We start from the raw sequence: 26,360 nt of genomic DNA, 5'->3' as shown, positions 1-26,360 counted from the left end.
CGAACATGAGGACCCCTATGGCATCGAACACCCTTTCCGCAGCCAGGCCTGTCCGCATCGCTCTCGCTGCCGGCGTCGCCGGACTCGCGCTGCTGGCGTCGCCGGTGCTGGCGCCGGGGCATGCGCAGGCCAATACGCCGCTCCTTCAGGGACAGACCTCGCTCGCCGATCTCGTCGACAAGGTCATGCCGGCGGTGGTCAACATCGCGGCCGTCACCACCAACGACACCAAGGGCCGCAACCTGCCGCAATTGCCGCAGCTCGGCCCGGACACGCCCTTTGGCGACCTGTTCGAGGAATTCTTCAACCGCCGCAACCAGCAGGGCGAGCGCCAGGCGCCGCAGCAGCGCCGCTCGCAATCCGCCGGCTCGGGCTTCGTGGTCGATCCCTCCGGCATCGTCGTCACCAACAACCACGTGATCGGCGACGCCAATGAGATCACGGTGGTCTTCAACGACGGTCTGAGGCTCAAGGCCGAGGTGATCGGCAAGGACAGCAAGGTCGATCTCGCCGTGCTCCGCGTGAAGCACGACAAGCCGCTGCCGGCGGTCAAGTTCGGCGATTCCGACAAGATGCGGATCGGTGACCCCGTGATGGCGATCGGCAACCCGTTCGGACTGGGCGGTTCGGTCTCCTCGGGCATCGTCTCCGCCCGCAACCGCGACATCAGCCAGGGTCCGTACGACACCTATATCCAGACCGACGCGGCCATCAACAAGGGCAACTCGGGCGGCCCGCTGTTCAACATGGCCGGCGAGGTCATCGGCATCAACACGGCGATCCTGTCGCCGACGGGCGGCTCGGTCGGCATCGGCTTTGCCGTGCCGTCGACGCTGGCGACCAACATCGTCGAACAGCTCAAGGAATTCGGCGAGACCCGGCGCGGCTGGCTCGGCGTGCGCATCCAGACCGTCGACGACGCTACCGCGGAGGCACTCGGCCTCGGCGCGGCGCGCGGCGCGCTCGTCGCCGGTATCGACGAGAAGGGCCCGGCCAAGCCGGCCGGCCTCGAGACCGGTGACGTGATCGTCAAGTTCGACGGCAAGGACGTGAAGGATTCGCGCGATCTGCCGCGTATCGTCGCCGCGACGCCGGTGGGCAAGGACGTGCCGATCGCGATCATCCGCAAGGGCAAGGAAGAGATCAAGACGGTGAAGCTCGGCCGCCTCGAAGATGGCGAGAAGGTCCAGTCCGCCTCTGCGAACAAGCCGACGGCGGAGCCGGCCAAGCCGGCGGTGACCAGCGCGCTCGGCCTCGAGTTCTCACCGCAGACGGACGAACTCCGGAAGCGCTATTCGATCAAGGATGGCCTGAAGGGCGTGGTCATCACCAAGGTCGACGCCAATTCGAACGCCGCCGACAAGCGCATCCTCGTCGGCGAATTGATCGTCGAGGTCGGCCAGGAGCCGGTCAACGCGCCGCAGGACGTGACCAAGCGCCTCGACGCGCTGAAGAAGGAGGGCAAGAAGTCCGCTCTCCTGCTCGTCTCGAACGGCCAGGGCGAGGTTCGCTTCGTCGCGGTGTCGATGAACTGAGATCGCCGGTAACGGCAGAATGCGAAGGGCGGTCCGTGTCGGACCGCCCTTTTTCATGTTCTAGCCGCAGACCGGCGGTGAGACGCCGATGCTGGCGTGGAGGGACAGAAGGCGGCTAGAGCTTGCTGGCTTCGCATCTGAGCAGGCCGGCCCCGGAGAGACCGAGATGAAGATCAGCGAAATCCCCTTCGTCACCACCGACTGGTCGACCATTCCCGTCGAGCACCATGCCGGCGACAGCGGCGAAGCCATCTGGCGCGTCCAGTATTTCGGACCCGAGGGCAACCGCATCCGCGTGCGGATGGTCGAGTATTCGCCGGGCTATGTCGCCGATCACTGGTGCTCGAAGGGACACATCATTCTGTGCCTCGAAGGCGAGATGGAGACCACGCTGGTGGATGGCCGGGTGCTGCCGCTCAAGGCGGGGATGAGCTATCAGGTCGCCGACAATGCCGAGGCGCATCGCTCCGCGACGAAGACCGGCGCGAAGCTCTTTATCGTCGACTGATCAGCCCCGGACGATCTCGCTGCCCGTGTAGCCCTGGGCGTAGAGCAGGGCGGTGAGGTCGGCATGGTCGAGCCGGGCGTCGGCGGCCGCAGCGACTGCCGGCTTGGCGCGGAAGGCCGCGCCCAACCCGGCTTCGCCGAGCATGGCGAGATCGTTGGCGCCGTCGCCGACAGCCATGGTCTGCTCCGGTACCAGCTTGAAGCGGGCGCGCAGTTCGACGAGCGCATCGAGCTTGGCCTGCTTCCCGAGGATCGGATCGGCGACCGTGCCGGTCAGGATGCCGTCACTGGCGAGCAGCGTGTTGGAGCGGTGCTCGTCGAAGCCGATGGTCTGGCCGATCGGCCCGGTGAAGACGGTGAAGCCGCCCGAGACCAAGGCTGTGTAGCCGCCATTGGCCCGCATGGTCCGGACGAGTGCGCGCCCGCCCGGCGTCAGCGTGATGCGGTCACGGATGATCTCGCCGACGACGGAGAGCGGCACGCCCTTCAGCAGGGCGACGCGCTCGCGCAGGGCCGGCTCGAAATCGATCTCGCCGCGCATGGCGCGCTCGGTGATGGCGGCGACATGCTCCTTGAGGCCGACGAAGGCGGCGAGCTCGTCGATGCATTCCTGGCCGATCATGGTCGAATCCATGTCGGCGAGGAACAGCGCCTTGCGGCGCGTCGCGGCCGGCTGGACGATGATGTCGATCGCGGCGCCTTCCAGCGAGGCCCGGATATCGGCTTCGAGCTTGCGCGCGTCGACCGCTTCCGCGAAGAGGTCGGCGGCGATCGCGCCATCGAGCATGGCTGTGCGGGTAATTCCGGGCACCGCGCAGGCGAGGCGGGCGAGCAGGGCGTCGCCGACGAGCGCCTGGCCGTGGGCGGATACGAGTGTGGCGACGAGCATGTGAGGAACCGGGTGAAGGCGGAAAGGCAATTCGGCGCGGTGCTCATCGCAGGTCCGACCGCAAGCGGCAAGTCCGCGCTGGCGATCGAGATCGCGCGCCGCACCGGCGGAACCGTCGTCAACGCCGATTCCATGCAGGTCTATGCCGACCTGCGCATCCTCTCTGCCCGGCCGAGCGAGGCGGAGGAGGCGATGGTGCCGCATCGCCTCTATGGGCATGTCGACGGTGCCGTCAATTATTCGGCGATGCGCTATGCCGCCGATGTGACGATGCTGCTTGAAGAGCTGCGCGCGAATGGCTCGCTGCCGATCCTGGTCGGCGGCACCGGCCTCTATTTCAAGGCCGTCACCGAAGGCTTTTCGGCGATGCCGCCGGTTCCGGAAGATGTTCGTGCCGCCTTTCGGGCCTATGCCGAGGGGCACGAGACGGCTGCGCTCCACGCCGAGCTTGCGGCCTGCGATCCCGCCATGGCGGAGCGATTGCGGCCCAGCGACCGAATGCGGATCATGCGGGCGCTGGAGGTTTTCCGGGCGACGGGGCGCTCGCTGGCGAGTTTCCAGGGCGAGCGCGAGCCGGGGCCGCTGGGCGATGTGCCGACGCTGCGGCTCTTCGTGTATCCCGACCGCGCGGCGGTGAAGGAGCGGATCGACCGGCGCTTCGAGGCGATGATGGGTGAGGGCGCGCTCGACGAGGTGGTGCGCTTGAAGCGACGGGGGCTCGATCCTCTGCTGCCGATTATGCGCGCCCATGGCGTACCCGGCCTGATCGCCTATCTCGACGGCGAGATCACCCTCGAGGAGGCGATCCGGCGCGGCCAGGCCGATACGCGCGCCTATGCCAAGCGGCAGGTGACGTGGTTCCGCCACCAGATGGATGGCTGGGAAGCGGTTGCGCCCGCGGCCGCGCTGGAGATTGCGGCGCGGCGGCTTGGAGACCGATGACTGGTCCGGAGGTTCCGCAAGCCCTCGTCCTGAGGACAAGCCGACGCGGCTTCTCAGGAAACGGGCTCATGCTTCCGACGGGCGATTGACGCTCAGGCTGCTGCGGCGACGGAAACGGGTTCGGCGAGGCCAAGCCGGTTGCGGCCTTCGTTCTTGGCGCGATAGAGCGCCTGGTCGGCGCGGGCCGTCAGGGATGCCAGCGCCTCCCCGGGCTGAAGCGTGGCGACGCCGAGGCTCGCGGTCACCTTGAGAGCCAGGGTTTCGGAAACCGGCATCGAGCGGGTGAGCAGGGCGTCCTGGATCTGGCGAGCGCTCGCGATGGCGGAGGCGAGGTCGCAGCCCTGCAGAAGGATGCCGAATTCCTCGCCACCGAAGCGGCCGACGAGATTGCGTTCGTTGCGGAGCTGGCCGAGCAGCAGATCGGCAAAGGCGCGGATCACCGCGTCGCCAGCCGGGTGGCCATAGGTATCGTTGACCTGCTTGAAATGGTCGAGGTCGACGATGATGAGGGCGATATCGGTGCCTTCCGCCTCGCTCGCCACGATTGCGGCATTTGCCTTGTCGGTGAAGGAGCGGCGGTTGAGCAGTGCCGTCAACGGGTCTTCCTCCGCGAGGCGGCGCAGTTCCTTCTCGCGTTCCTCGCGCAGGCCGATCTCTTCGGAGAGCGCGCGGCGGGTCGCCCGTTCGCGGCCGATCTCGAGCGCCAGCGTGGCGGCGCGCATCTGCAGGGTCTGGTTGGCGACCGTGAGGTCGGTGATATCCGTCAGCGTCAGCAGCAGCCCGTCGCCGAGCGGGGCGACCGCGACCTTCAGCCAATTCGTCGCGCCATCATGCGTGAAGGAGACCTCGAGCATGTCCGCGCGCTGCAGGTCGATGGCATAAAGGCAACGGCGCCAGATCGACGGATCGGACAGGAAGGGCAGGCTCTCGCGGCCATCGGTGTCGAGCAGATCGGTCTCCGGACGCCCGATCAGCTCGGCCGCGCGCCGGTTGGCGGTGACGACGACGGCCTGTTCGATCTGGCCAGCCGTGTCGCGGATGGCGCGCAGAGCGACGATGCCGCTGGGCGAGCTTTCGAGCACGGCATTGAGCAGGTCTTCGCGGAATTGCAGCGGCCGGCTGAAAGCGACGATGAGGTGGCGTCCGTCGCGCGTCACGGTCGGCATGACGAGACGCTCCCACAGTGCGACGCGCACCGTATCGCTCGATCGATGGACGGTATAAAGCGGCCGATCCTCGGCCAGGGCCTGGTCGAAACTGTCGATCGAGAAGCGGGCGACGCGCTCGCGCATGCCGGACAGGCGCTGACCGAGGCGGTTCGCGCCGGAATAGCGGATGATGTCGCGCCCGAAATGCAGCCAGCGATAATCGCCGTCGGCGGTCGGTTCCAGGATCATCAGGTCCTGACCGAAATCCGGCAGGAGCGCGGCGGAGAGTTCTTCATAGCTCGCGGTTTCACCGTCGCGGCGATGGAGCGCGAAGCGGCGCAGGATCTGGGCGATCTCCGGCGCGTGTCCGCGTGACGCGATATTCTCGGTGTGGACTTCGTAATACATTTACGTCCCGGTTCGAGCGCGCTCACGCTAGGGCCGACGGATTGAAAAAGTGTTCCCTTGGGGCATGGCATTTTCCGGACCGGACGAATGGCTGCTCGTGACCATGTTAATGCTTGACCGGTTGCGTGCCCTCCGTTAGCGTTCGGCAACTTTCGTCAAGGAACATGAGCGCAATGCGCAAGCTTATTCTCGTAGAGGTGCGCTGGTAGGGGCCGGTTTTCGAACCGGGCGTCCCCGACGCCAGCGCACGCCCAGGCCCCTCCGAGGGCCTTTTTTATTGCCCGCATTCCAGACAGACAAAAAGACCAGCCGCAGGAGAGCGTAATGAGCGAGATGATGACCGGCGCCGAGATGGTCGTCCGCGCGCTTCAGGATCAGGGTGTCGAGCACCTGTTCGGTTATCCGGGCGGCGCCGTACTCCCGATCTACGACGCCATTTTCCAGCAGGAGAAGGTCAAGCACGTTCTCGTCCGCCACGAGCAGGGCGCGGTCCATGCCGCCGAAGGCTATGCCCGCTCCGGCCCCGGCAAGGTCGGCTGCGTGCTCGTCACCTCCGGCCCCGGCGCGACCAATGCCGTCACCGGACTGACAGACGCGCTGCTCGACTCGATCCCGCTCGTCGTCATCACCGGTCAGGTTCCGACGCATCTGATCGGCTCAGACGCCTTCCAGGAATGCGATACGGTCGGCATCACCCGCTCCTGCACCAAGCACAACTATCTGGTGAAGAGCATCCACGACCTGCCGCGCATCCTGCACGAGGCGTTCTACGTCGCCGCCAACGGCCGCCCGGGCCCGGTCGTGATCGACATCCCCAAGGACATCCAGTTCGCGACCGGTGCCTATAGCCGCCCGCGCGACAACCAGCACAAGACCTACCGCCCGGTGGTCAAGGGCGACCTTAACAAGATCAAGGCCGCGGTCGAGCTGATCGCCGGCGCCAAGCGGCCGGTGTTCTATACCGGCGGCGGCGTGATCAATTCCGGCCCGCATGCCGCGGCGCTGCTGCGCGAACTCGCGCGTCTGACCGGCTTCCCGGTCACCTCGACCCTGATGGGGCTCGGCGCCTTCCCGGCCGCGGACAAGCAGTGGCTCGGCATGCTCGGCATGCACGGCACCTACGAGGCCAATCTCGCGATGCATGACTGCGACGTCATGATCAATATCGGCGCGCGCTTCGACGACCGCATCACCGGGCGCATCGACGGCTTCTCGCCGCGCTCGAAGAAGATCCATATCGACATCGACCCGTCCTCGATCAACAAGACGGTCAAGGTCGATATCGGCATCGTCGGCGACTGCGCCCATGTGCTGGAGGACATGGTCCGGATCTGGCGCGAGACCGGCGCCCAGCCGGACAAGACCGCGCTCGCCGCCTGGTGGACGCAGATCGAGGGCTGGCGCGGCCGCAAGAGCCTCGGCTACAAGCGCTCGGACACCATCATCAAGCCGCAATACGCGCTGGAGCGCCTTCATGCGCTGACCAAGGACCGCGACACCTACATCACGACCGAAGTCGGCCAGCACCAGATGTGGGCGGCGCAGTATCTGCAGTTCCAGGAGCCGAACCGCTGGATGACCTCGGGCGGTCTCGGCACGATGGGCTACGGCCTGCCGGCGGCCATCGGCGTGCAGATGAAGCACCCCAAGGCGCTGGTCATCGACGTCGCCGGCGAGGCTTCCATCCTGATGAACATGCAGGAGATGTCGACGGCAGTGCAGTACCGGCTGCCGGTGAAGATCTTCATCCTCAACAACGAGTACATGGGCATGGTGCGCCAGTGGCAGGAATTGCTGCATGGCGGGCGCTATTCGGAGAGCTATTCGCAGTCCCTTCCGGACTTCGTGAAGCTGGCCGAGGCCTATGGCGGCCATGGCATCCGCTGTTCCGACCCGGCCAAGCTCGATGCCGCGATCATGGAGATGATCGAGACGCCAGGCCCCGTGATCTTCGACTGCCTCGTCGCCAAGGAAGAGAACTGCTTCCCGATGATTCCGTCGGGCAAGGCGCATAACGAGATGATCCTGCCCGATTTCGAGGGCGATACCGGCCAGATCATCGACGCCAAGGGCAAGCAGCTCGTCTGAGCCCCCAGACCTCCCTCAGACCTCATCCTCAGGAGCCGCACCGGCGGCGTCTCGACGGATGATCCAACGGGCGGGGAAGGCATCTGGACCATCCTTCGGAAGCCGGCTTCGCCCGCTCCCGAAGGATGAGGGCCGAGGGTACGATTGAAGGAAAGCACCATGGCCACCATCGGTCTGATCGGCGGGATGAGCTGGGAGTCGACCGCGGTCTATTACCGCCTCCTCAACGAGGGTCTGCGAGCGCGCTCGGGCGGGCTGCACTCCGCCGACGTGCTGCTGCATTCGGTCGATTTCGCGCCGATCGCGGAAATGCAGGCCAAGGGCGACTGGGCCGCAGCCGGGGCGGCGCTGGCCGCGAGCGCACGCCGCCTCGAACAAGGTGGCGCCTCGTGCCTCCTGCTCTGCACCAACACGATGCACAAGGTTGCCGATCAGATCATTCCCGCGACCAAGCTGCCCTTCCTGCATCTCGCCGACGTGACGGCGCGAGGGGTGCTGGCGTCGTCCTCGCGCCGCCCCCTGCTGCTGGCGACCCGCTTCACCATGGAGCAGGGCTTCTACCGCGACCGGCTGAAAGCCTTCGGCGTCGAGACGCTGGTCCCGCAGCCGCAGGAGCGCGACGTGGTTCATCGCATCATCTATGAAGAGCTGTGCCGGGGGCGGATCGAGCCGGCATCGCGCGAGCGCTACCGCACCATCGTCGCACGGGCCGTCGCGGAGGAGGGCGCCGACGGGGTCATCCTCGGCTGCACCGAGATCGGCCTGCTGCTGTCGCAGGACGATGTTACCGTGCCGGTATTCGACACGACCGCGCTGCATGCGGCAGCGGCGCTCGATTTCGTCGACGAATGGGAGGCTGTGGCGGCATGAAGCTTCTGATCGGCAACAAATGCTATTCGTCCTGGTCGCTGAGGGCCTGGCTGCTGATGCGCGCGAGCGGCATCGCCTTTACCGAACAGCTCGTTCCGCTCGACGAGCCCGGTTTCAAGGAGGCGATCTTCGCGACGGCTCCCGGCAGCGGCGGCACTGTGCCGACGCTGGTCGATGGCGAGATCGCCGTCTGGGAGACGCTGGCGATCTGCGAATACCTCCACGACACGCAGCCACAGGCGGGCATCTGGCCGCGCGACAAGGCGGCTCGCGCCCATGCGCGCGCCATCGCCAGTGAGATGCATGCGGGCTTCACGGCGCTGCGCGGCGCCTGCCCGATGAATCTCGGCAAGCGGTTCGCAGCCCGCGATCGTGGGCCGGGTGTGGCCCGTGACGTGGAGCGCCTGACCAGCCTGTGGCGGCAGGCGCGCGCGCGTTTCGGCGCCGGCGGGCCGTTCCTCTACGGGGCCTTTTCGGCGGCCGACGCGATGTTCGCGCCGGTCGTCACGCGGCTCGATACCTATGGCATCGCCGTCGATCCTGTTTCGCGGGACTACATGCAGGCCGTGCTCGCACTGCCGGCCTATCGCGAATGGCTCGCCGCAGCGCTGGCAGAGCCCTGGATCGTCGCGCAGGACGAGGTCGACGAGCCTGCTCTCGTCAATCTCCGCTGAGCCCGACCGTTCCAATCACCCAGACTTCAATCGCTCCAACCCGCCTCACAGGTCCGCCATGTCGAAGCCCGCTACCCATTACCCGAATGCTCCCAAGGCCCAGCCGACCGCGCGGCACACGCTGGCGGTGATCGTCGACAACGAACCGGGCGTTCTTGCCCGCATCGCCGGGCTGTTCTCGGGCCGCGGCTACAATATCGAGAGCCTCACCGTCTCCGAGACCGAGCATGAGAAGCATCTCTCGCGCATCACGGTGGTGACCTCCGGCACGGCCAATGTCATCGACCAGATCAAGGCGCATCTCGATCGCCTCGTGCCGGTCCATCGCGTCGTCGACCTGACCGAGCAGGGCGAGGCGGTCGAGCGCGAGCTCGCGCTGATCAAAGTGGTCGGCAAGGGCGATCACCGCGTCGAGGCGATGCGCCTCGCCTCGGCCTTCGGCGCGCGCGTGCTCGACGCCTCGCTGACCTCCTTCGTCTTCGAGCTGACCGGCGCGACCGAGGAAATCGAGCGCTTCATCAAGACGATGACGGCAGTCGGGCTGACCGAGGTCTCGCGCACCGGCATCGCCGCGATGAGCCGTGGGCCGGACTCGATGTGATCGTATGGCGTTGACCTCCGAAACACTCGGCCAGATCGCGCTGCTCCTCGGAATCGTCGGTTTCGGCTGCCTGGCGTGGCCGATCGTGATGCGCCTCTCCGGCAAGGAGGAGGCCGAACCGCTGGGCAGCGGCAGGAGCCTGCGTTCGCCGCTGTGGTGGGCCGGCTTCCTTTTGACCGTCGCCGCGGTCTTCCTGCAGCGCATCGCGAGCCAGCAGGGCGGCTGAATCTCAGCCGCTGAAACCGCCATCATCGAGGAAGGCACGCTCCTGCGCCGTGGTCGTGCGCCCGAGCACCGGGTTGCGATGTGGAAAACGGCCGAAATCGCGGATGATGTCGCGGTGGATCTCGGCGAATTTCACACCGTCGGCATCGTCGGAAGCCGCACAGAGCGCAATGCAGCGCTCCTGATGCGGCAGTTCCTCCGAATGCATGAAGGGCATGTAGAAGAAGCGCTTCTCCGGCGGCTGATAGGCTTCGTCGAAGCCTCTCGCGATCGCGCGCTCGGCAATTTCAACCGCCTGCGCATCGGTGGCGAACGCACGCGGGCTGCCGCGAAACATGTTGCGCGGAAACTGGTCGAGCAGGATCAAGAGCGCATAGACTCCTTCCGGCGTTTCCTCCCATTCCGCGAGCTTCCCGGCAGCCGCGGCTTCATGAGCGGTCAGGAAGCGCCTGGTGATCTCGGCGTCGAAAGCCTCGTGCTTGGCGAACCATTTCTCGGGGCCGGCCGCGCGCCAGAAGCTGACGACGGCATTGGCGCTGGGCAGGGTCATGAATGGCTCCGTTCCTCGAAATCCGATGGCAGAGAGATAATTCTTCTTCGCCCGTATGCCAGCCGCGAATAACGCTTGCGGGCTGCGGGCGGCTACGGTAGATGCCTGAACCGTAACGTACGGTACTGGATCGTTTCCGCCCCATGACGCAAGGCTCCGCAGAGACGCAAGGCGAGGCGCTGACCGCGCGCCAGCAGGCCGTGCTCGATGCCGTGCTGAGCCTGATGGTCGAGAAGGGCAGTGGCCTGACCATGACCGCGGTCGCGCGGCGCGCGAGCTGCTCCAAGGAAACGCTCTACAAGTGGTTCGGCGACCGTGACGGGCTGCTCACCGCCACCGTGCAATGGCAGGCCTCGAAGGTGAGGGCGGGCAATTACGAGCGCCAGACATTCGATGCCGGTGCCTTGCGCGAGAGCCTGAAGGGTTTTGCCGCGAACTGGCTCGAGGTGATCACCTCGCCGACCTCGATTGCGCTCAATCGCATCGGCATCAGCCAGGCGGCTTCGCGTGACGGCAATCTCGGTTCGATCGTGCTGGCCAATGGCCGCTTCGCCATCGGCGAGCGCCTGAAGCCGGTGCTCGATGCCGGCCGCGAAGCGGGGCTGCTCGCCTTCGACGATACCGAGACGGCCTTCCGCACCTTCTTCGGCCTCGCCGGCCGCGACGTCCAGATCCGGCTGCTGCTCGGCGACACGCTGACGCTGAGCCGGGCCGAGATCGCGGCCGATGCCGAGCGGGCGACCGAGCAGTTTCTCACCCTCTACGGCACGGGGCTGCATGCCTCGGGCCGGGACAAGACCAACGCGTGACAAAGGAGACACCCATGCGCGTTTATTACGATCGTGACGCCGACATCAACCTGATCAAGGGCAAGAAGGTCTGCATCGTCGGCTACGGCTCGCAGGGCCATGCGCACGCGCTCAACCTGCGCGATTCCGGCGTCAAGGAGATCATCATCGCGCTCAAGGCCGGCTCGGCCACGCGCAAGAAGGCCGAGGAAGCCGGCTTCAAGGTGATGACCCCGTCGGAGGCCGCCAAGGTCTCGGACATCATGATGATGCTGACCCCGGACGAGCTGCAGGGCGACATCTATCGCGACGAGCTGCACGCCAACATGAAGGAGGGCGCCGCTCTCCTGTTCGCGCACGGCCTCAACGTCCATTTCAACCTGATCGAGCCGCGCAAGGACCTCGACGTGCTGATGGTCGCCCCGAAGGGCCCCGGCCACACCGTCCGTTCCGAGTATCAGCGCGGCGGCGGCGTGCCGACCCTGATCGCGATCCACCAGGACGCCACTGGCAACGCCCATGACCTCGGCCTGTCCTACGCCTCGGCCAACGGCGGCGGCCGCGCCGGCATCATCGAGACGACCTTCAAGGAAGAGTGCGAGACCGATCTGTTCGGCGAGCAGGTCGTGCTCTGCGGCGGTCTGGTCGAGCTGATCAAGGCCGGCTACGAGACGCTGACCGAGGCCGGCTACGCCCCCGAGATGGCCTATTTCGAGTGCCTCCACGAGGTGAAGCTGATCGTGGACCTGATCTACGAAGGCGGCATCGCCAACATGAACTACTCGATCTCGAACACCGCCGAGTACGGCGAGTACGTCACCGGCCCGCGGATCATCACCGCCGAGACCAAGGCCGAGATGAAGCGCGTGCTCAGCGACATCCAGTCGGGCAAGTTCACCCGCGACTGGATGCTCGAGAACAAGGTCAACCAGACTTCGTTCAAGGCGACCCGCGCCCGTTACGCCGCTCATCCGATCGAGGAAGTCGGCGCCAAGCTCCGCGACATGATGCCGTGGATCAAGGCCAAGGCCCTGGTCGACAAGACCAAGAACTGAGCCGCTAAAGGCCCGCGCCGGCCATGGCAGGCGCGGGCTTCCCAGATTGATTCAAGATGTTGCGGAGCTGATTCCGGAACGTCTTGCAATCGACTGATATCGGTGGATTTTCCTGTTTGCGGGCGGCGGCCGAAAGGCTGTCGCCCGTTTTCGTTGGGCGCCGGTGGGAACCCTCCGAAGGCCCGGGCGTTTTCTTTGCGGTGCATGGCCCGACAAGGCCTGCGAGACCTCAAGGAGACGGTCATGACGGTCGATACGCGACCCAGGGTGCCGGTCGAGGATCTGGAGAACGCCCGTGGCGGCGATCCGCTTCCGCCGATGCGCGCCGACGACCACAGCGACGCCGATCCGGCTGTCGAGACGCCGATCGAGGCGCGGCAGGGCTTTCTCGGCCGGCCGGTGCTGATGGTGCTGATCGGCGGTCTCGTCCTGGCGATGATCGCATGGGTTGGCGTGGAGATGCTCGTCTATTGAGTTTTGCGGAGACGTTCGTGTTTGCCCGATGAAGGGGAGGCTGCGATGGAGCTTTTGCGCATTCTTGAAACGCCGGTGGCGATCCGCGTCGTGATGGCGCTGTCGCTGGCAATGATGCTGGCGGTGATTCTCGGCCTGGCCTGAGGCATCGTCTCGACAGACCTGAAACGAAGAAGCCTCCGGCGTCTGGCGCCGGAGGCTTTTTGCGTCGGAGGACCGATCAGAAGGTGATCTTGTCCTTGATGTCGGCCTCGACATTGGACGGCAGGGTGCCGCGTTTCACGAGGTCGGCAAAATCCTTGAATTTCGCCTTGCTGCGCTCCTCGATGATCTTCTTGGAGCGGGCTTCGCCAATGCCCTTGAGCGTATCCAGCTCGGCGGCGGTCGCGGTATTGATGTTGATCTTCTTCGCCTGGGTCGCGGCGGGCTGGGCAGCGGCCGGGGCGGCGGGCTTCGCCGCAGGAGCGGCCTGCGTGGCGGGCGCAGCAGGCGCGGTGACGGGGGCCGCAGGCTTGGCCGGGGCCTGCGTCGCGGTCTGGGCGAAGGCCTGGCCGCCCATGGCGGCAAGCGCGACGAGGGGGATGAGGAAACGAGACATCGTCATGACTTAAGACCTCGCGGGTCGGCCCGGATCATCGCATCCGCCGGGGGCCGGGTCCCTCCGCCGGATGACGCCGGCGGCGCGGGGGCCGTTCAGCGTGTCGCGCCGGGCTCGCCGTGGGGACGTGCCGCGATGCGACGACGCAAGGAAGCGCCTTTCGGCTTGAACGCTCTCCGAATGGCGCGTTCACCGGGCAGTCAGGTTTCCGACGCGCTCAGCGGGCGAGGAACTCGCTGATACGGCCGACGCCGTATAGCAGGCCGAAGCCCCAGGCGAAGGAGGCCAGCCAGTTGGCGAGCTGGAACTGCCAGGATGGCATTGCGACGATGCCGGCGACGATGGCGATGACGGCGCGCAGCGGCCCGAAGAAATGGCCGATGAGAATGCTGGCAATACCCCATTTCTCGAAGAAGGCATGGCCGCGGTCGAGCAGTTGCGGGTTCTTCTTGAATGGCCAGTAGTCATGGACGCGTGGCCCGAGCAGGAGCCCAGCCCAGTAGGAGACCCAGAAGCCGCTGCCGGCGCCGAACGAGGCCGCGAGAGCCAAGGGCACGAGATTGAGGCCCGAGGCACCGGCAACGGCGCCGAAGGTGGTGAAGAACATCGTGGCTGGAATCAGCCAGGAGAGAATCGCGACGCATTCGGCGAAGGCGACCGCGAAGACGATCGGGATCGCCCATTGCTGATGGGCCTGCATGAAGTCGACGAGCGCCTTCATGGCTTGTTCGAGTTCGGCCATGGCGTTCGGCTCGGCTCCGGCGGGGGCGGGTCGGTTCCGCCATATGGCCGTGTCGAAGGTGTGATGCAAGCGGCGGGCAGCGGCAGGGCCGGGCGTTGCCTTCCCCGGATGATCGCCTATTAATTTCGGCAACGCGGAAAAGCTGACGGCCCGGCGCCAACGCTGCGCCTGACGGGGAAACGGATTTCATGGAGTTGCAGGATCGCCCGCATCCCGATGCGGGCACTGGGCCGGTTTCGTCGGGCGATCCGGCAGTTGCGCTCGGCGGCATCGACATCACCTTCCATCTCGCCGATGGCGGCCGCTATCAGGCGGTGAAGGGCATCGATCTCGAGGTCCATCCCGGCGAGTTCGTCTCGATCGTCGGGCCGACCGGCTGCGGCAAGTCCACGCTGCTGAACGCGGCGGCGGGACTGCTCGCGCCCTCGGCCGGCACGGTCGGCATCTTCGGCAAGCCGCTCTCAGGCCTCAATCGCCGCGCCGGCTATCTCTTCCAGCAGGACGCCTTGATGCCGTGGAAGACGGCGCTGGAGAACGTCAAGGTCGCGCTGGAGCCGATGGGTGTGCCAAGCCATGAGGCCGACCAGCGGGCGCGCGAATGGCTCGCCCGCGTCGGCTTGCGCACCTTCGTCGACCGCTATCCGCACATGCTTTCCGGCGGACAGCGCAAGCGCGTCAGCCTCGCGCAGATGCTTATCCGCAACCCCGAGATCCTGCTGATGGACGAGCCCTTCGGGCCGCTCGACGCGCAGACCCGGCAGATCATGGGCAATCTCCTGCTCGATCTCTGGTCGCGCGACCGCAAGGCACTGATGTTCGTGACCCATGACCTCGAGGAGGCGATCGCGCTCTCCGACCGGGTCGTGGTGATGTCGGCCGGGCCGGCGGCGGGGATCGTCGCCGATTACAAGGTCGACCTGCCGCGCCCGCGCGACATCGCCGATATCCGGCTGGAGAAGGCCTTCCACGAGATCCATCGCGATATCTGGGCCTCGCTGCGCGTCGAGGTGCAGAAGGCCTATGCGATGGGCGAGGGGCGCGAGCTCGTCGGGGGAGACGCGTCATGAAGCGGATGAAGCTGCTTTCGCTCCAGATCCTGGTGATGCTGGTCTTCCTGGGCGTCTGGCATGTGGTGACGACCACGAGCCTGTTCGGCGACGTCAAGACGCTGCAGTTCTTCTTCTCGACCCCGGCCGCCGTGCTGACGCGCACCTTCAAGCAGCTCACCAGCGGGGACATCTACTACCATCTCGGCATCACGCTGACCGAGACGGTGCTCGCTTTCGTCATCGGCTCATTGGCCGGCGTCCTGTTCGGTTTCGCCTTCGCCCGGCGCGAGCTGCTCTCGGCGGTGTTCGATCCCTATATCAAGGCGGCGAACGCCCTGCCGCGCGTCGTGCTGGCGCCGATCTTCGCGCTCTGGTTCGGCTTGGGGATCTGGTCGAAGGTCGCGCTCGGCTTCACGCTGGTCTTCTTCATCGTGTTCTTCAACGTGTACCAGGGCGTGCGCGAGGTCTCGCCGACGATCCTGGCCAATGCGCGCATGCTCGGCATGAACGAGCGCCAGCTCTTCAAGCATGTCTACTGGCCGTCCGCGCTGACCTGGATGTTCTCCAGCCTGCATACGTCGGTCGGCTTCGCGCTGGTCGGCGCGGTCGTCGGCGAATATCTCGGCTCGTCCGCGGGGCTCGGCTACAAGATCCATGAGGCCGAGAGCGTGTTCGACGTCACCGGCGTCTTCGCGGGCATGCTGATCCTCGCGATCTTCGTCATCGCCATCGACTCGCTGGTGACGGTGGTCGAGAAGCGGCTTCTGGTCTGGCGTCCCGGCCAAAGCTCGACGACCACGACGTAAGGCGAGTTGCCGGGGTCAGCGGAACTCGCCTATCGTTACCCGACAGGCGCCCCGCAGAAGCGCTTTTTTCATTCAACCGGAGGTTTCGCCATGATCTTCACCCGCCGCGGCGCGCTGGCTGCGCTCGCTCTTTCGACCGCGCTCGGCGCCGCGCCGGACGCCGCGCTCGCCCAGAATGCCGAGAAGCCGAAGCTCACCCTCGGCGTCGGCGGCAAGCAGCTCCTTTATTATCTCCCGCTCACGGTCGCGGAGAAGAAGGGCTACTTCAAGGATCAGGGGCTCGATGTCGAGATCAACGACTTCGGCGGTGGCGCCAAGTCGCTGCAGGCGCTGGTCGGCGGCTCGGTCGATGTCGTCACGGGTGCCTATGAGCACACGATCCGCATGCAGGCGAAGGGGCAGGACATCCGCGCCGTGATCGAACTCGGCCGCTTCCCGGCGATCACCATCGCCGTCCGCAAGGACCTCGCCGACAAGGTGAAATCGGCCGCCGATTTCAAGGGACTCAAGATCGGCGTCACCGCGCCCGGCTCCTCGACGGCTCTGACGGCGCAATATGCCATGGTCAAGGCCGGGCTGAAGGCGACGGATGCGGCGATCATCGGTGTCGGCGCCGGTGCCAGCGCGGTCGCGGCGATCAAGCAGAAGCAGGTCGACGTGATCTCGCACCTCGACCCGGTCACCTCGAAGCTCGAGGCCGACGGCGACATCGTCTCGGTGATCGATACCCGCACCGAGGCCGGCACCAAGGCCCTGTTCGGCGGCTCGAACCCGGCGGCCGTGCTCTACCTCAAGAACGACTTCGCCGAGAAGAATCCGGTCACGACCCAGAAGCTGGTCAATGCCCTGATGAAGTCGCTGAAGTGGCTCGAGACGGCGAAGCCCGAGGATGTCGCGGCGCTGGTGCCGGAAGAGTATCTGCTCGGCGACAAGGCGCTCTATATCCGCGCGGTCAAGAACTCGCAGGAGAGCTATTCGCGCACCGGTATCGCGACGCCCGACGCGATGAAGAGCATGTACGATTCGCTCAAACTGCTCGATCCGGAGCTGACCAACTCGAATGTCGACCTGTCGAAGACCTTCATCGACAGCTTCGCCAAGAAGGCCGCCTCCGGCTCCTGATCGTGGGCGCAAACGCCGGCTTGTCTTTTGACGTCGCGCCCATCCTGCGTTCCGTGCATGCTGTGCGGATTCGCGCTGGGGGAACAACGTGAGCGGCGAAACAGCCTTTCTGGATGGCGGCGGCGATATGGCCGCCGCCATCCGCGACTACGACTGGAGCGCGACGCCGCTCGGGCCGATCGCCAGCTGGCCCGCAGCGCTGAAGATCGCCGTCGGCATGATGGTCAATTCGCGCTTTCCCAAGTGCATCGCCTGGGGCGCCGGCCTGATCACGATCCACAACGATGCCTTCCGGCCGATACTCGGCGACAAGCCCTGCGCGCTCGGCCGTTCGTTTCGCGAGGTCTGGGCGGAAATCTGGGACGATATCGGGCCGTTCGTCGACAACGCGTTCGCCGGCGAGGCGATTTTCATCGAGGATTTCCCGCTGACGATCGACCGCTACGGCCATCCGGAGCAGGTCTGGTTCACCTTCTGCTACAGCCCGATCCGCGACGAGGCGGGCCAGGTGCTCGGCATCATCGACACGGTGATGGAGACCACCGGCAAGATGGAGGCGGAGCGCAATGGGCGCCTGCTCAATGCCGAGCTCGCTCATCGCATGAAGAATACGCTCGCGATGATCGCCGCGATCGCCAGCCAGACCTTCCGCTCGGCCGAGACGCTGGAGGAGGCGCAGTCGATTCTCAGCGACCGCATCGCGACCTTGGGCGAGGCGCACAGCATCCTGACCCGGTCGAGCTGGAGCAGCGCGCCGATCCGCGCCGTGATCGACGGGGCCTTGGCCCCGCACCGCTCGGATATCGGCACGATCCGGATCGAGGGACCGCCGCTGCAACTGGCGGCCGATCAGGCGATGACGCTGGCGCTGGCCGCCAACGAACTCGCGACGAACGCGGTGAAATACGGCGCCCTCTCGGTCGAGACGGGCGAGGTCGCGATCCGCTGGTCCGTCGGCCGGCCGCAGAGCGAAGATGCGTTCCGCTTCGAATGGATCGAGAGCGGCGGGCCTGCCGTCATCAAGCCGCGGCGCCAGGGATTCGGCTCCCGCCTGGTGGAGCGCGTCATGGCGCAGAAATTCCAGGGCGAGGTCGAACTGGATTACCGGCCGGAAGGGCTGCGTTACGTCCTGACCACGACGATGGCGCATGTCGCGCCGCGGGAATAGCCGTTCTGCGCAGGCGATGGATCGCTTCACCGCTTTCGATTGGCGCCAAGCGCGGGAGCCGTTAGGTTCGCGGCCCCATCGCCAATCGGGTTCTGCCTAAGATCATGAATATCCTCTCGATCCAGTCCCATGTCGCCTATGGCCATGTCGGGAACGCTTCCGCCGTCTTCCCGATGCAGCGACTCGGTGTCGATGTCTGGCCGATCCATACGGTGCAGTTCTCGAACCATACCGGCTACGGCAACTGGAAGGGCCGCGTCTTCGACGGCGGCATGATCGACGAGGTGATGGAGGGTATCGCCGAGCGCGGGGTGCTCGCCAAATGCGACGGCGTGATTTCCGGCTATATGGGCTCGGCCGATATCGGTCACGCCATCCTCTCGGCGGTGGAGCGGGTGCGCGCTGCCAACCCCCGGGCGCTCTATTGCTGCGATCCGGTGATCGGGGATGTCGGGCGCGGCGTCTTCGTGCGGCCGGGCATCCCCGAATTCATGCGCGAGCAGGCAATGCCGGCGGCCGACATCGTGACGCCCAACCAGTTCGAGCTGGAACTGCTCACCGATGTCGAGATCAAGACCCTCGCCGATGCCCACCGCGCCGTCGAGGCGCTGCGCGATGCCGGGCCGAAGGTGGTGATGGTGACCTCGCTCGATACCGACGAGACGCCGGCCGACTCGATCGACCTGATGGCCGCCGACGCGAAGGGAAGCTGGCGGGTGCGCACACCGAAGCTCGACGTGAGCGTCAACGGTGCGGGCGATGCGATCGGGGCGCTGTTCTTCACCCACTACCTGCGCGAGGAATCGGCGGCGGCGGCGTTGTCGAAGGCCGCATCTTCGGTCTACGGCCTCCTGAAACGCACCAAGGAGGCGGGCTCGCGCGAAATCCTGACAGTGGCGGCGCAGGACGAGTTCGTCACGCCCTCGCAGGTTTTCGAGCCACAGGCGATCTGAGCGGATCGCGATGAAGCTGCGCGTCGGGACCTTCAATGTCGAGAACCTGCTGACGCGGCACCGCTTCGATTCGGGCGGACGAACCGAGACGGCGGCGGCGATGTCGCTGTTCCATTTCCCGCGCGCCGACGAGCGCGACGCTGTGGAGCGCTCGCTCGCCGTCGCACTGGAGGACGACAAGCGCCAGATGACGGCGCTCGCCATCGCCGAGGCGCAAGCCGACCTCTGGATGCTGCAGGAGGTCGATTCGCTCGCCAGCCTGCAAGCCTTCTTCGCCAATTATGTCCACCGCATCGCCGATCATCGTTACGGCCATTTCACGCTGATCGACGGCAATGACCGTCGCAATATCGATATCGGCTTCGCGGCGCGGCGCGACCTGTTCGGGCAGGGGCAGGTCACGGTGCGCTCGCACAAGGACCTGACCTTCGCACAGGCCGGCGTGCATGACCGCGAGCTCGCCATGCTCGGCATCGGGCCGCATGGCAAGGTCTTCGCCCGGGACTGCCTGGAGGTGGAGCTGAGCTTCGCGGGGCGGCGGCTCAGCCTGTTCGGCTGCCATCTCAAGTCGATGAACAATGGTCGCGAGGACGGACGCACAGCGACGCTTCCGGTGCGCCGGGCCGAGGCGCGGGCCGTACGCTGGCTGATCCAGCAGCGGTTCGGCGGCGGCTGGCGCGAGACCAACTGGATCGTCCTCGGCGATCTCAACGGCTATCGCTACGGCCTCGGGCCGCGCGCCGAACGCGTCGACGAGGGTGACAGCGGCATCGAGCCGTTGCTCGACGATTTCGCCGTCGATCCGATGGCGACGCTGCCGGCGCATGAGCGCTGGACGCATTTCCGGCGCTACTGGTCCGACAGCCAGGAGCGGCTGATCGACAGCCATATGCCGCTCGACCACATCCTGCTCTCGCCTTCGCTCGCGGCCGCCAATCCGAACCCCGCCATGCAGATGATCCGGCGCGGATTACCCTATCGCGTGCCGCTCGATCCGCGTGAGCCGGACCGCTCGATGGCGAAGCTCGCGACCTGCGCGAACCGCTATCCGCGTGTCGGCTGGGACCGGCCCAAGGCCTCCGACCATTGTCCGCTCACCATCGATCTCGACATCCCCGAAGGCTGACCCGATGAAACGCCGCTTCGTCACACTCGACGTCTTCACCACGCGCCGCCATGCCGGCAATCCGCTGGCGGTCGTGCTCCAGTCGGAAGGGCTCGACACCGAGGCGATGCAGGCCATCGCCCGGGAATTCAACCTCTCCGAAACGGTCTTCGTCGCGCCGCCGGAGCAGCCGGAACACCGCGCTTCCGTCCGCATCTTCACGCCGGGTGGAGAACTGCCCTTCGCCGGCCATCCGACGGTGGGGGCCGCGGTCTGGCTCGGCCTCACCGACGAGGCCGAGGGCAAGCCCGCCGACATGCTGGTGCTGGAGGAGAAGGTCGGGCCGGTCTCCTGCGCGGTCTCGATCAAGGGCAGCCATGCCGGACACGCTACCTTCACCTTGCCGCGCCTGCCGGAACAGCTCGCGCAGCCGGTCTCGGATGCGCAACTGGCGGAAGCGCTCGGCCTCGCTGCGGCTGATCTCGGCTTCGACGCGCATCGCCCGAGCGCCTTCTCGGCCGGCGTCGCTTATACGATCGTGCCTGTCGCCAGCCGCGAAGCGGTCGCCAGGGCGCGGGTCGGGGGAGCTTTCGAGCGCGTCATGGCTACGGCGCCGAACGGCAATGTCTTCGTCTATTGCCGCGAGACCACCGAAGTCGGTCATCACTACCACGCCCGCATGTTCTGGCCGGGTGCCGGTGTCGGCGAGGATCCCGCGACCGGCAGCGCCGTTGCCGCTTTCGCCGGAGCGGTCATGGCCTACGACAAGCCGGAGAACGGCGACCGCCGCCTCGTCATCGAGCAGGGCTACGAGATGGGCCGGCCGTCGCAGATCACGCTGGAGCTGAGCGTGCGCGGTGGCGCATTGGTCTCTGCCCGCATCGGTGGTTCGGCGGTCGTGGTCAGCGAGGGCGTGCTGCTGTGAGCGAGGGCGTGGAGAACGGTGCGATCGTCCGGCTGTCACGGGTCGATGCCCAGATCGAGCCTTATGATTGGGCTTTCGCACGCGAGAATGCCGCGCTGATCGCGGAGCATTGGGCGGAGATTCGTGCCGAAAAGCCGGCGATGTTCAACGGCCGCGTCATGCTGCAGCATCGGGCTACGATCCGCGGCGGCGTATTCGAGGCCGGCTATTTCGAAGTGGACTATGCGGCTTTCCTGACATGGCGGGATGCCGGCCATCCCGGAGCCGCCATCCGCAACGGTTTCGCCATGGCGGCGCTGCGGGCCAATGACGGCGCATTTCTCTGCGGGAAGATGGGCGATCACACCGCCAATGCCGGCAAGGTCTATTTCGCCGCTGGCACGCCCGACCGCGAGGACGCCCGCCCCGACGGCACGCTCGATCTCGGCGGCAGTGTCATCCGCGAGCTCGGGGAGGAGACAGGCCTGCGGGTCGAGGAACTGGCGGTGGGTGATGGCTGGACGGCGCTGATCGAACAGGGACGCGTCGCCTTCATGCGCGAAGTCCGGATCGACCTTCCTGCCGAGACGGCGCGCGCGCTGATGCTGGAGCGGATGAAGCACCTCGAAGAGGAGGAGCTGTCCGACATCGTCATCGTGCGCGATCTCACCGATACCGAAAAGCACGATATGCCGCCCTTCATGCGCCGCTATCTCGCACATATCTTCGATGGCAAGTGACCCTGCCTGCTTCACGAAAGTAACCCGATGAGCTCCGCCGCGACCGCCTATCCCGAAGCCAGTTATCCTGAGGCTCTTGCGCTGCCGGCCGAGAATCCCTTCGCAACGCGCTGGGAGACTCCTTTCCGCCTGCCGCCCTTCGCCACGATCAGGCCGGAGCATATCCGCCCGGCCTTCGAGGCTGCGCTTGCCAAGCACAAGGCCGAGATCGCGGCGATCGTGGCAGACAAGGCCGCGCCCGATTTCGCCAACACGATCGAGGCGCTGGAGCGGGCAGGGCGGGCGCTCAGCCGGGTTGGTGGCGTTTTCTACAATCTCACCGGTGCCGATACGAACGAGGCGCTGCAGGCGATCGAGCGCGAGATGTCGCCGATCACCTCGCGGCACTGGTCGGCGATCATGATGGACGAGGGGCTGTTCGCCCGCGTCGATGCGGTCAATGCCAAGCGCGATGCGCTCGGCCTGAACCCGGAGCAGGCGCGCCTGCTGGAGCGCAGCTACAAGGGCTTCATCCGCTCTGGCGCGAAGCTCGGCGCGGAGGACAAGAAGCGCCTCGCCGCGATCAACGAGCGGCTGGCCGGGCTCGGCACGCAGTTCAGCCAGAACGTGCTGAAGGACGAATCCTCCTATGCTCTCTTCATCGAAGACGAGGCGGGTCTCGCCGGCCTGCCGGAGTTCGTGAAGGCGGCGATGGCGCGTGCTGCGGCCGACCGCGGCAAGCCCGGTCAGCATGCGGTCACGCTATCGCGTTCGATCATAGAGCCGTTCCTGACCTTTTCGACCAGGCGCGACCTACGCGAGGAAGCCTTCATCGCCTGGAGCAGGCGCGGCGAGAATGGCGGTGAGAGCGACAACCGCGCGATCGTCGCCGAGATGGTGAAGCTCAGGGCCGAGAAGGCCAAGCTTTTGGGCTATCAGACCTTCGCGCATTTCAAGCTCGACGACGCGATGGCGAAGACGCCGGAGCATGTGCGCGGGCTGCTCGAGCTGGTCTGGAAACCGGCCAAGGCGCGCGCGGCGCGCGAGGCCGCCGATCTGGCGGCGCTGGCGCAAAGCGAGGGCGAGAACGGCCCGATCCGCCCCTGGGACTGGCGCCATTATGCGGAGAAGGTCCGGCAGAAGACCTATGCGCTCGATGAGGCCGTGCTGAAGCAGTATCTCCAGCTCGACCGCGTCCGGCAGGCGGCCTTTGACGTGGCTGGCAAGCTCTTCGGGCTCTCCTTCGCGGAGCGGCCGGAGCTCCAGGGCTATCATCCTGACGTGCGCATCTTCGAGGTCACGGAGACCGCGAGCGGGCGCCATATCGGCCTCTTCGTCGGCGACTACTTCGCCCGTGCCTCGAAGCGCTCCGGCGCCTGGATGAGCGCCTTCCGCGGCCAGCGCAAACTCGACGGCGAAACCCGGCCGATCATCGTCAATGTCTGCAATTTCGCGAAGCCCGCCGAGGGCAAGCCCGCGCTGCTCTCGCTCGACGATGCGCGCACGCTGTTCCACGAGTTCGGCCATGCGTTGCACGGGCTGCTCTCGGACGTGACCTATGGCTCGCTCGCCGGAACGGCGGTGGCGCGCGACTTCGTCGAACTGCCCTCGCAGCTCTACGAGCACTGGTTCCTGACGCGTGAGGTCATGCGCGAATATTGCCACCATGCCGAGTCCGGTGAGCCGATCCCCGAGGCGCTGATCGAGAAGATCGAGAAGGCCCAGACCTTCAACCAGGGTTTCGCCACGGTGGAGTACACCTCCTCGGCGCTGGTCGATCTCGCCTTCCATTCGCTGGAGGCGCCGGCCGAGGTCGACCCGCTCGCCTTCGAGGCGGCGGAGTTGGCCCGCATCGGCATGCCGGCCGAGATCACCATGCGGCACCGCACGCCGCATTTCACCCATGTCTTCTCCGGCGACGGCTATTCGGCCGGCTATTACAGCTATCTCTGGTCGGAGGTGATGGATGCCGACGCCTTCAACGCCTTCACCGAGACCGGCGACGTATTCTCGCCCGCGGTCGCCGAAAAGCTGAAGCGCTACATCTATTCGGCCGGCGACATCCGCGATGCGGCGGAGGCCTACACGCTGTTCCGTGGCCGCCTGCCGACGCCGGATGCGCTGCTGGAGAAGCGGGGGCTGGCGGCGTAGCAACTGCCACGCATCATGGTCGGGCTTGTCCCGACCATCCACGTCCTCATCGATATAGGGCTGTGTTCAAGGCGGGGCTGCTCGCCACAAGGGCGAGCATGAAGGTGGAACGTGGCTCAGCCCGGATAACCGAACTTCGCCTTGGTCGCGCGGATCTGGCCGGTTGCGCCGGCATCGTTGCCGGCCGAGCAGGCCGAGCGGGCGCGAGAGATTTCGCCGCTGACCCGGTCATGCACGCCCTTTGTCGTGTGGCCGGTGGCGAGATCGTTGTCGATCACAGCCTGAAAGCGCTCGACCTCGCCCGAGCAGCCGGTGCCCGAGGGCATGCGGAAGGTATTCGGCGTCACGCCGGGCGCGGCCTGCGACGGCGGCGGGGCCGGGGGCGGGCCGCCCGACGGCGTCTGGCAGGCCGACAGCAGGATGGCGGAGAGTGCGAGGACGGGCAGATGGCGCATCGGAAAGCTCCGCGAATGCAAAACGATGCGACGATGTCTGATTCTCGGCATCAGCGAAATCGCGCAGTTGCTCTGCCGGCTGCTACCGCGGCATGTTGACGGACAGGTAGGGCGCGGTCGCCTTCTCGTTGGGGCCGACGATGGCCGGGACCCGGTTCGCGATCGGCTTGAGGCTCTTGAGATAGGCGGCCAGCGCGAGAGCGTCGGCGTCATTCAGTTTGCCGTAGCTCATGTAGGGCATGGCCGGCGCGAGGGTACGACCGTCGGGCCTGGCGCCCTGCCGGACCGCCTTGACGATATCGGCTTCCGACCAGGCGCCTAGCCCGGTCTCCCGGTCCGGCGTGAGATTGGGTGGGAAGAAGGTGCCGAGACCAGGGATCTGGAACCCGACTTCCGATCCCGCGAGCCGCCGCTCCATATCCGGTTTGCCGAGAAAGATGCCGGGTGTGTGGCAACCGGCGCAGTCCATGATGTTCGCCAGGTATTCGCCGCGCCGGAGCTTCTCCTGTGGCGATGCGGTTTGCGCCGTGAGCGAATTGGGGACCGACAGTCCGACGAGGATGAACGCACCAAAGATCGCTTGCCGCATGATTGCCCCCCGGCGTCTCGTGCAGTCGTTCCCGCTGCACCGATCGATTCGAGCAGTTGGTCTTGATAGGGACGAGGTGACGTAAGGGAGTGTTTAGCATTCCTCCAATGAGAGTGAAAGAGAAATGGCTCGGCGGGACCGGCCCTAGCCCCGATCCGGCATGAAGGTCGCGACCGCGGTAAAGAAGCCGGCCGCCGCCGCTGCAAGCCAGATCGCGTCGAGCCCGATGCGGCCATGTGTGACCGCACCGGCGATCGCCCCGCTGAGCAGGCCGAGCCAGAGTACGAAATGGCGGAGGAAGGCGAGCTTCGGCCCGCCGAGCAGGGCGCCCGCGATGCGCTGTCCCATCTTGACCAGTGTCCCGGTCATGTAGGTCAGCCCGATCGTGACCTCGCCGTCACGCTGGAAGACGCTGTTCTCCGCGCCCATGGCCATCGCCAGCACCCCGGCGCCTGCCATGCCGAATCCGATCGTGTCGAGGCCGGCCGAGATCAGCAGCGCGAGCGTCACGAATGCCAGCACCGCGGCCTTGCGCTGGCGCCCGGCAAAATGCCCGGCGAGCGAGCCGCCGACGACGCCCAGCACGAAGAGCGCGAGAATGATCGCGGCGAGCAGGATGCCGCCGGCGTGGCGCCCGGCAAGCTCGATGGCGAAGCGGGTCGTATTGCCGCTCATGAAGGAGACGAAGAAGCCGCCGAGGCTGAGGAAGCCGAGCGCGTCGACGAAACCCGCGAGGCCGGACAGGCAGAAGGCGAGGCCGATGACCGGCCGGTCATAGTGTATCATGGGCACGGCGCTCCGCTGTTCCACGCCGGCTTGTGTCGTGAACGCATCAGACTGATCCGAAAAGCGGTTTCCGGTTTTCGGATTGATGGCGGTACGGCGCGACCGCCGGCCGAATCGCGCTCCGCCATCCTAATTCACAGAGAGCACCTGTTCTTAATTCAAATAGACATGCGACATATGCTTGCGCTGGGGCCGGTGCTTCGGTTACATCCTGTCCTGTCGAATTGAGGAACGCCCGTGGTTTCGACCGCCCGCCATGACCTGACGAAGGACTGCGCCGTTGCGCAGCTCGTCGGCATGCGCGCTCGCGCTCGCGCTCCGTTCTCGCTTCTTGGCCTTCTTCTCCTTAGCCGCCCCTGAGGGCCGGCCGGGCATGCTGCCTGGGCGCTCAGGGGAGTGACGAGAACCGCCGCCAGAAAACTTAGCGCCCGCCTTTCCCGAAATTCCGCGGCGCGCCGA

28 protein-coding genes are annotated in these 26,360 nt (G+C 66.3%); 20 read left to right on the top strand and 8 right to left on the bottom strand.

Annotated elements, in window-relative coordinates; genetic code table 11:
* The first annotated feature begins 17 nt into the window (after window positions 1-17).
* Together J0I42_RS04010 and J0I42_RS04005 are read left to right on the top strand one after the other, a co-directional pair.
* Entirely contained in the window at window positions 18-1,535 is a 1,518-nt protein-coding gene (locus J0I42_RS04010) for a DegQ family serine endoprotease (protein WP_291653022.1), read from the top strand.
* A 166-nt stretch (window positions 1,536-1,701) separates the two neighbouring features.
* The gene (locus tag J0I42_RS04005) at window positions 1,702-2,043 is read left to right on the top strand and encodes a DHCW motif cupin fold protein (RefSeq protein WP_291653020.1); all 342 of its coding nucleotides are present in this window, start codon (window positions 1,702-1,704) and stop codon (window positions 2,041-2,043) included.
* Here the strand turns inward: J0I42_RS04005 and serB are convergent, their stop codons facing one another.
* Window positions 2,044-2,931 carry a phosphoserine phosphatase SerB gene (serB, locus tag J0I42_RS04000; RefSeq protein WP_291653017.1) on the bottom strand — a complete coding sequence of 296 codons (888 nt, stop codon included), beginning with the start codon at window positions 2,929-2,931 and terminating at the stop codon, window positions 2,044-2,046.
* Window positions 2,932-2,943: 12 nt separating this feature from the next.
* Between serB and miaA the strand changes: the two genes are divergently transcribed.
* Window positions 2,944-3,873 carry a tRNA (adenosine(37)-N6)-dimethylallyltransferase MiaA gene (miaA, locus tag J0I42_RS03995; RefSeq protein ID WP_291653015.1) on the top strand — a complete coding sequence of 310 codons (930 nt, stop codon included), beginning with the start codon at window positions 2,944-2,946 and terminating at the stop codon, window positions 3,871-3,873.
* A 92-nt stretch (window positions 3,874-3,965) separates the two neighbouring features.
* Here miaA and J0I42_RS03990 read toward each other — a convergent pair whose 3' ends face one another.
* The gene (locus tag J0I42_RS03990) at window positions 3,966-5,429 is read right to left on the bottom strand and encodes a GGDEF domain-containing protein (RefSeq protein ID WP_291653013.1); all 1,464 of its coding nucleotides are present in this window, start codon (window positions 5,427-5,429) and stop codon (window positions 3,966-3,968) included.
* A 324-nt stretch (window positions 5,430-5,753) separates the two neighbouring features.
* Here J0I42_RS03990 and J0I42_RS03985 point away from each other — a divergent pair, with 324 nt between their 5' ends.
* The 5 genes from J0I42_RS03985 to J0I42_RS03965 all read left to right on the top strand — a co-directional run bounded on the left by J0I42_RS03985 (window position 5,754) and on the right by J0I42_RS03965 (window position 9,888).
* The gene (locus tag J0I42_RS03985; RefSeq protein WP_291653010.1) at window positions 5,754-7,517 is read left to right on the top strand and encodes an acetolactate synthase 3 large subunit; all 1,764 of its coding nucleotides are present in this window, start codon (window positions 5,754-5,756) and stop codon (window positions 7,515-7,517) included.
* 159 nt (window positions 7,518-7,676) lie between these two features.
* The gene (locus J0I42_RS03980; RefSeq protein WP_291653008.1) at window positions 7,677-8,387 is read left to right on the top strand and encodes an aspartate/glutamate racemase family protein; all 711 of its coding nucleotides are present in this window, start codon (window positions 7,677-7,679) and stop codon (window positions 8,385-8,387) included.
* Complete coding sequence (locus J0I42_RS03975) at window positions 8,384-9,061, top strand: glutathione S-transferase family protein (protein ID WP_291653006.1); 678 nt, start codon at window positions 8,384-8,386, stop codon at window positions 9,059-9,061. Before J0I42_RS03980 ends, J0I42_RS03975 begins: the two co-directional genes overlap by 4 nt.
* Before the next feature lie 58 nt (window positions 9,062-9,119).
* On the top strand, window positions 9,120-9,662 hold the full coding sequence (gene ilvN, locus J0I42_RS03970; protein ID WP_291653004.1) for an acetolactate synthase small subunit: 543 nt from the start codon (window positions 9,120-9,122) through the stop codon (window positions 9,660-9,662).
* A gap of 4 nt (window positions 9,663-9,666) precedes the next feature.
* Window positions 9,667-9,888 (top strand): hypothetical protein, encoded by a 222-nt coding sequence (locus tag J0I42_RS03965; RefSeq protein WP_291653001.1) that lies wholly within the window; start codon window positions 9,667-9,669, stop codon window positions 9,886-9,888.
* 3 nt (window positions 9,889-9,891) lie between these two features.
* On the opposite strand, the gene J0I42_RS03960 is transcribed toward J0I42_RS03965, so the two are convergent.
* Window positions 9,892-10,437, bottom strand: coding sequence for a DUF924 family protein (locus tag J0I42_RS03960; protein ID WP_291652998.1), 546 nt, complete (start codon window positions 10,435-10,437; stop codon window positions 9,892-9,894).
* A 143-nt stretch (window positions 10,438-10,580) separates the two neighbouring features.
* On the opposite strand from J0I42_RS03960, the gene J0I42_RS03955 reads away from it, so the two are divergent.
* The 3 genes from J0I42_RS03955 (at window position 10,581) to J0I42_RS03945 (ending at window position 12,754) form a co-directional block, all read left to right on the top strand.
* On the top strand, window positions 10,581-11,246 hold the full coding sequence (locus J0I42_RS03955; protein WP_291652997.1) for a TetR/AcrR family transcriptional regulator C-terminal domain-containing protein: 666 nt from the start codon (window positions 10,581-10,583) through the stop codon (window positions 11,244-11,246).
* Between the two features lie 14 nt (window positions 11,247-11,260).
* Window positions 11,261-12,280 carry a ketol-acid reductoisomerase gene (gene ilvC, locus J0I42_RS03950; RefSeq protein ID WP_137879603.1) on the top strand — a complete coding sequence of 340 codons (1,020 nt, stop codon included), beginning with the start codon at window positions 11,261-11,263 and terminating at the stop codon, window positions 12,278-12,280.
* Between the two features lie 243 nt (window positions 12,281-12,523).
* Window positions 12,524-12,754: a hypothetical protein gene (locus tag J0I42_RS03945; RefSeq protein ID WP_291652992.1), complete on the top strand. Its 231-nt coding sequence runs from the start codon at window positions 12,524-12,526 to the stop codon at window positions 12,752-12,754.
* 220 nt (window positions 12,755-12,974) lie between these two features.
* On the opposite strand, the gene J0I42_RS03940 is transcribed toward J0I42_RS03945, so the two are convergent.
* Both J0I42_RS03940 and J0I42_RS03935 read right to left on the bottom strand, forming a co-directional pair.
* On the bottom strand, window positions 12,975-13,358 hold the full coding sequence (locus tag J0I42_RS03940; RefSeq protein WP_291652990.1) for a ComEA family DNA-binding protein: 384 nt from the start codon (window positions 13,356-13,358) through the stop codon (window positions 12,975-12,977).
* Window positions 13,359-13,569: 211 nt separating this feature from the next.
* Entirely contained in the window at window positions 13,570-14,094 is a 525-nt protein-coding gene (locus tag J0I42_RS03935) for a DedA family protein (protein ID WP_291652987.1), read from the bottom strand.
* 188 nt (window positions 14,095-14,282) lie between these two features.
* On the opposite strand from J0I42_RS03935, the gene J0I42_RS03930 reads away from it, so the two are divergent.
* The 9 genes from J0I42_RS03930 to J0I42_RS03890 all read left to right on the top strand — a co-directional run bounded on the left by J0I42_RS03930 (window position 14,283) and on the right by J0I42_RS03890 (window position 24,071).
* The gene (locus J0I42_RS03930; protein WP_291652985.1) at window positions 14,283-15,161 is read left to right on the top strand and encodes an ABC transporter ATP-binding protein; all 879 of its coding nucleotides are present in this window, start codon (window positions 14,283-14,285) and stop codon (window positions 15,159-15,161) included.
* Window positions 15,158-15,949: an ABC transporter permease gene (locus tag J0I42_RS03925; RefSeq protein ID WP_291652983.1), complete on the top strand. Its 792-nt coding sequence runs from the start codon at window positions 15,158-15,160 to the stop codon at window positions 15,947-15,949. The genes J0I42_RS03930 and J0I42_RS03925 overlap by 4 nt, the downstream gene beginning before the upstream one ends.
* A 90-nt stretch (window positions 15,950-16,039) precedes the next feature.
* The gene (locus tag J0I42_RS03920; protein ID WP_291652981.1) at window positions 16,040-17,071 is read left to right on the top strand and encodes an ABC transporter substrate-binding protein; all 1,032 of its coding nucleotides are present in this window, start codon (window positions 16,040-16,042) and stop codon (window positions 17,069-17,071) included.
* A gap of 88 nt (window positions 17,072-17,159) precedes the next feature.
* The gene (locus tag J0I42_RS03915; RefSeq protein ID WP_291652980.1) at window positions 17,160-18,239 is read left to right on the top strand and encodes a sensor histidine kinase; all 1,080 of its coding nucleotides are present in this window, start codon (window positions 17,160-17,162) and stop codon (window positions 18,237-18,239) included.
* Between the two features lie 104 nt (window positions 18,240-18,343).
* On the top strand, window positions 18,344-19,192 hold the full coding sequence (gene pdxY / locus J0I42_RS03910) for a pyridoxal kinase PdxY (RefSeq protein ID WP_291652979.1): 849 nt from the start codon (window positions 18,344-18,346) through the stop codon (window positions 19,190-19,192).
* Window positions 19,193-19,202: 10 nt separating this feature from the next.
* Window positions 19,203-20,318 (top strand): endonuclease/exonuclease/phosphatase family protein, encoded by a 1,116-nt coding sequence (locus J0I42_RS03905; RefSeq protein WP_291652978.1) that lies wholly within the window; start codon window positions 19,203-19,205, stop codon window positions 20,316-20,318.
* 4 nt (window positions 20,319-20,322) lie between these two features.
* A complete protein-coding gene (locus J0I42_RS03900) occupies window positions 20,323-21,222 on the top strand; it encodes a PhzF family phenazine biosynthesis protein (RefSeq protein WP_291652977.1) in 900 nt (299 codons plus the stop codon).
* Window positions 21,219-21,941 (top strand): NUDIX hydrolase, encoded by a 723-nt coding sequence (locus J0I42_RS03895; protein ID WP_291652976.1) that lies wholly within the window; start codon window positions 21,219-21,221, stop codon window positions 21,939-21,941. The genes J0I42_RS03900 and J0I42_RS03895 overlap by 4 nt, the downstream gene beginning before the upstream one ends.
* A 27-nt stretch (window positions 21,942-21,968) precedes the next feature.
* Complete coding sequence (locus tag J0I42_RS03890; RefSeq protein ID WP_291652975.1) at window positions 21,969-24,071, top strand: M3 family metallopeptidase; 2,103 nt, start codon at window positions 21,969-21,971, stop codon at window positions 24,069-24,071.
* A 116-nt stretch (window positions 24,072-24,187) separates the two neighbouring features.
* Here the strand turns inward: J0I42_RS03890 and J0I42_RS03885 are convergent, their stop codons facing one another.
* The 3 genes from J0I42_RS03885 to J0I42_RS03875 form a co-directional block, all read right to left on the bottom strand.
* Window positions 24,188-24,526, bottom strand: coding sequence for a hypothetical protein (locus J0I42_RS03885; protein ID WP_291652974.1), 339 nt, complete (start codon window positions 24,524-24,526; stop codon window positions 24,188-24,190).
* A gap of 82 nt (window positions 24,527-24,608) precedes the next feature.
* Window positions 24,609-25,115 carry a c-type cytochrome gene (locus J0I42_RS03880; protein ID WP_291652973.1) on the bottom strand — a complete coding sequence of 169 codons (507 nt, stop codon included), beginning with the start codon at window positions 25,113-25,115 and terminating at the stop codon, window positions 24,609-24,611.
* Window positions 25,116-25,259: 144 nt separating this feature from the next.
* Window positions 25,260-25,901 (bottom strand): YoaK family protein, encoded by a 642-nt coding sequence (locus J0I42_RS03875; RefSeq protein WP_291652972.1) that lies wholly within the window; start codon window positions 25,899-25,901, stop codon window positions 25,260-25,262.
* Window positions 25,902-26,360: the final 459 nt, after the last annotated feature.

Origin of the sequence: Allobosea sp. (genome assembly GCF_017308015.1) — a bacterium.
Classification (GTDB): domain Bacteria; phylum Pseudomonadota; class Alphaproteobacteria; order Rhizobiales; family Beijerinckiaceae; genus Allobosea.
Note: the sequence above shows the minus strand (reverse complement) of the source record. Positions and strands in the feature narration are given on the sequence as shown.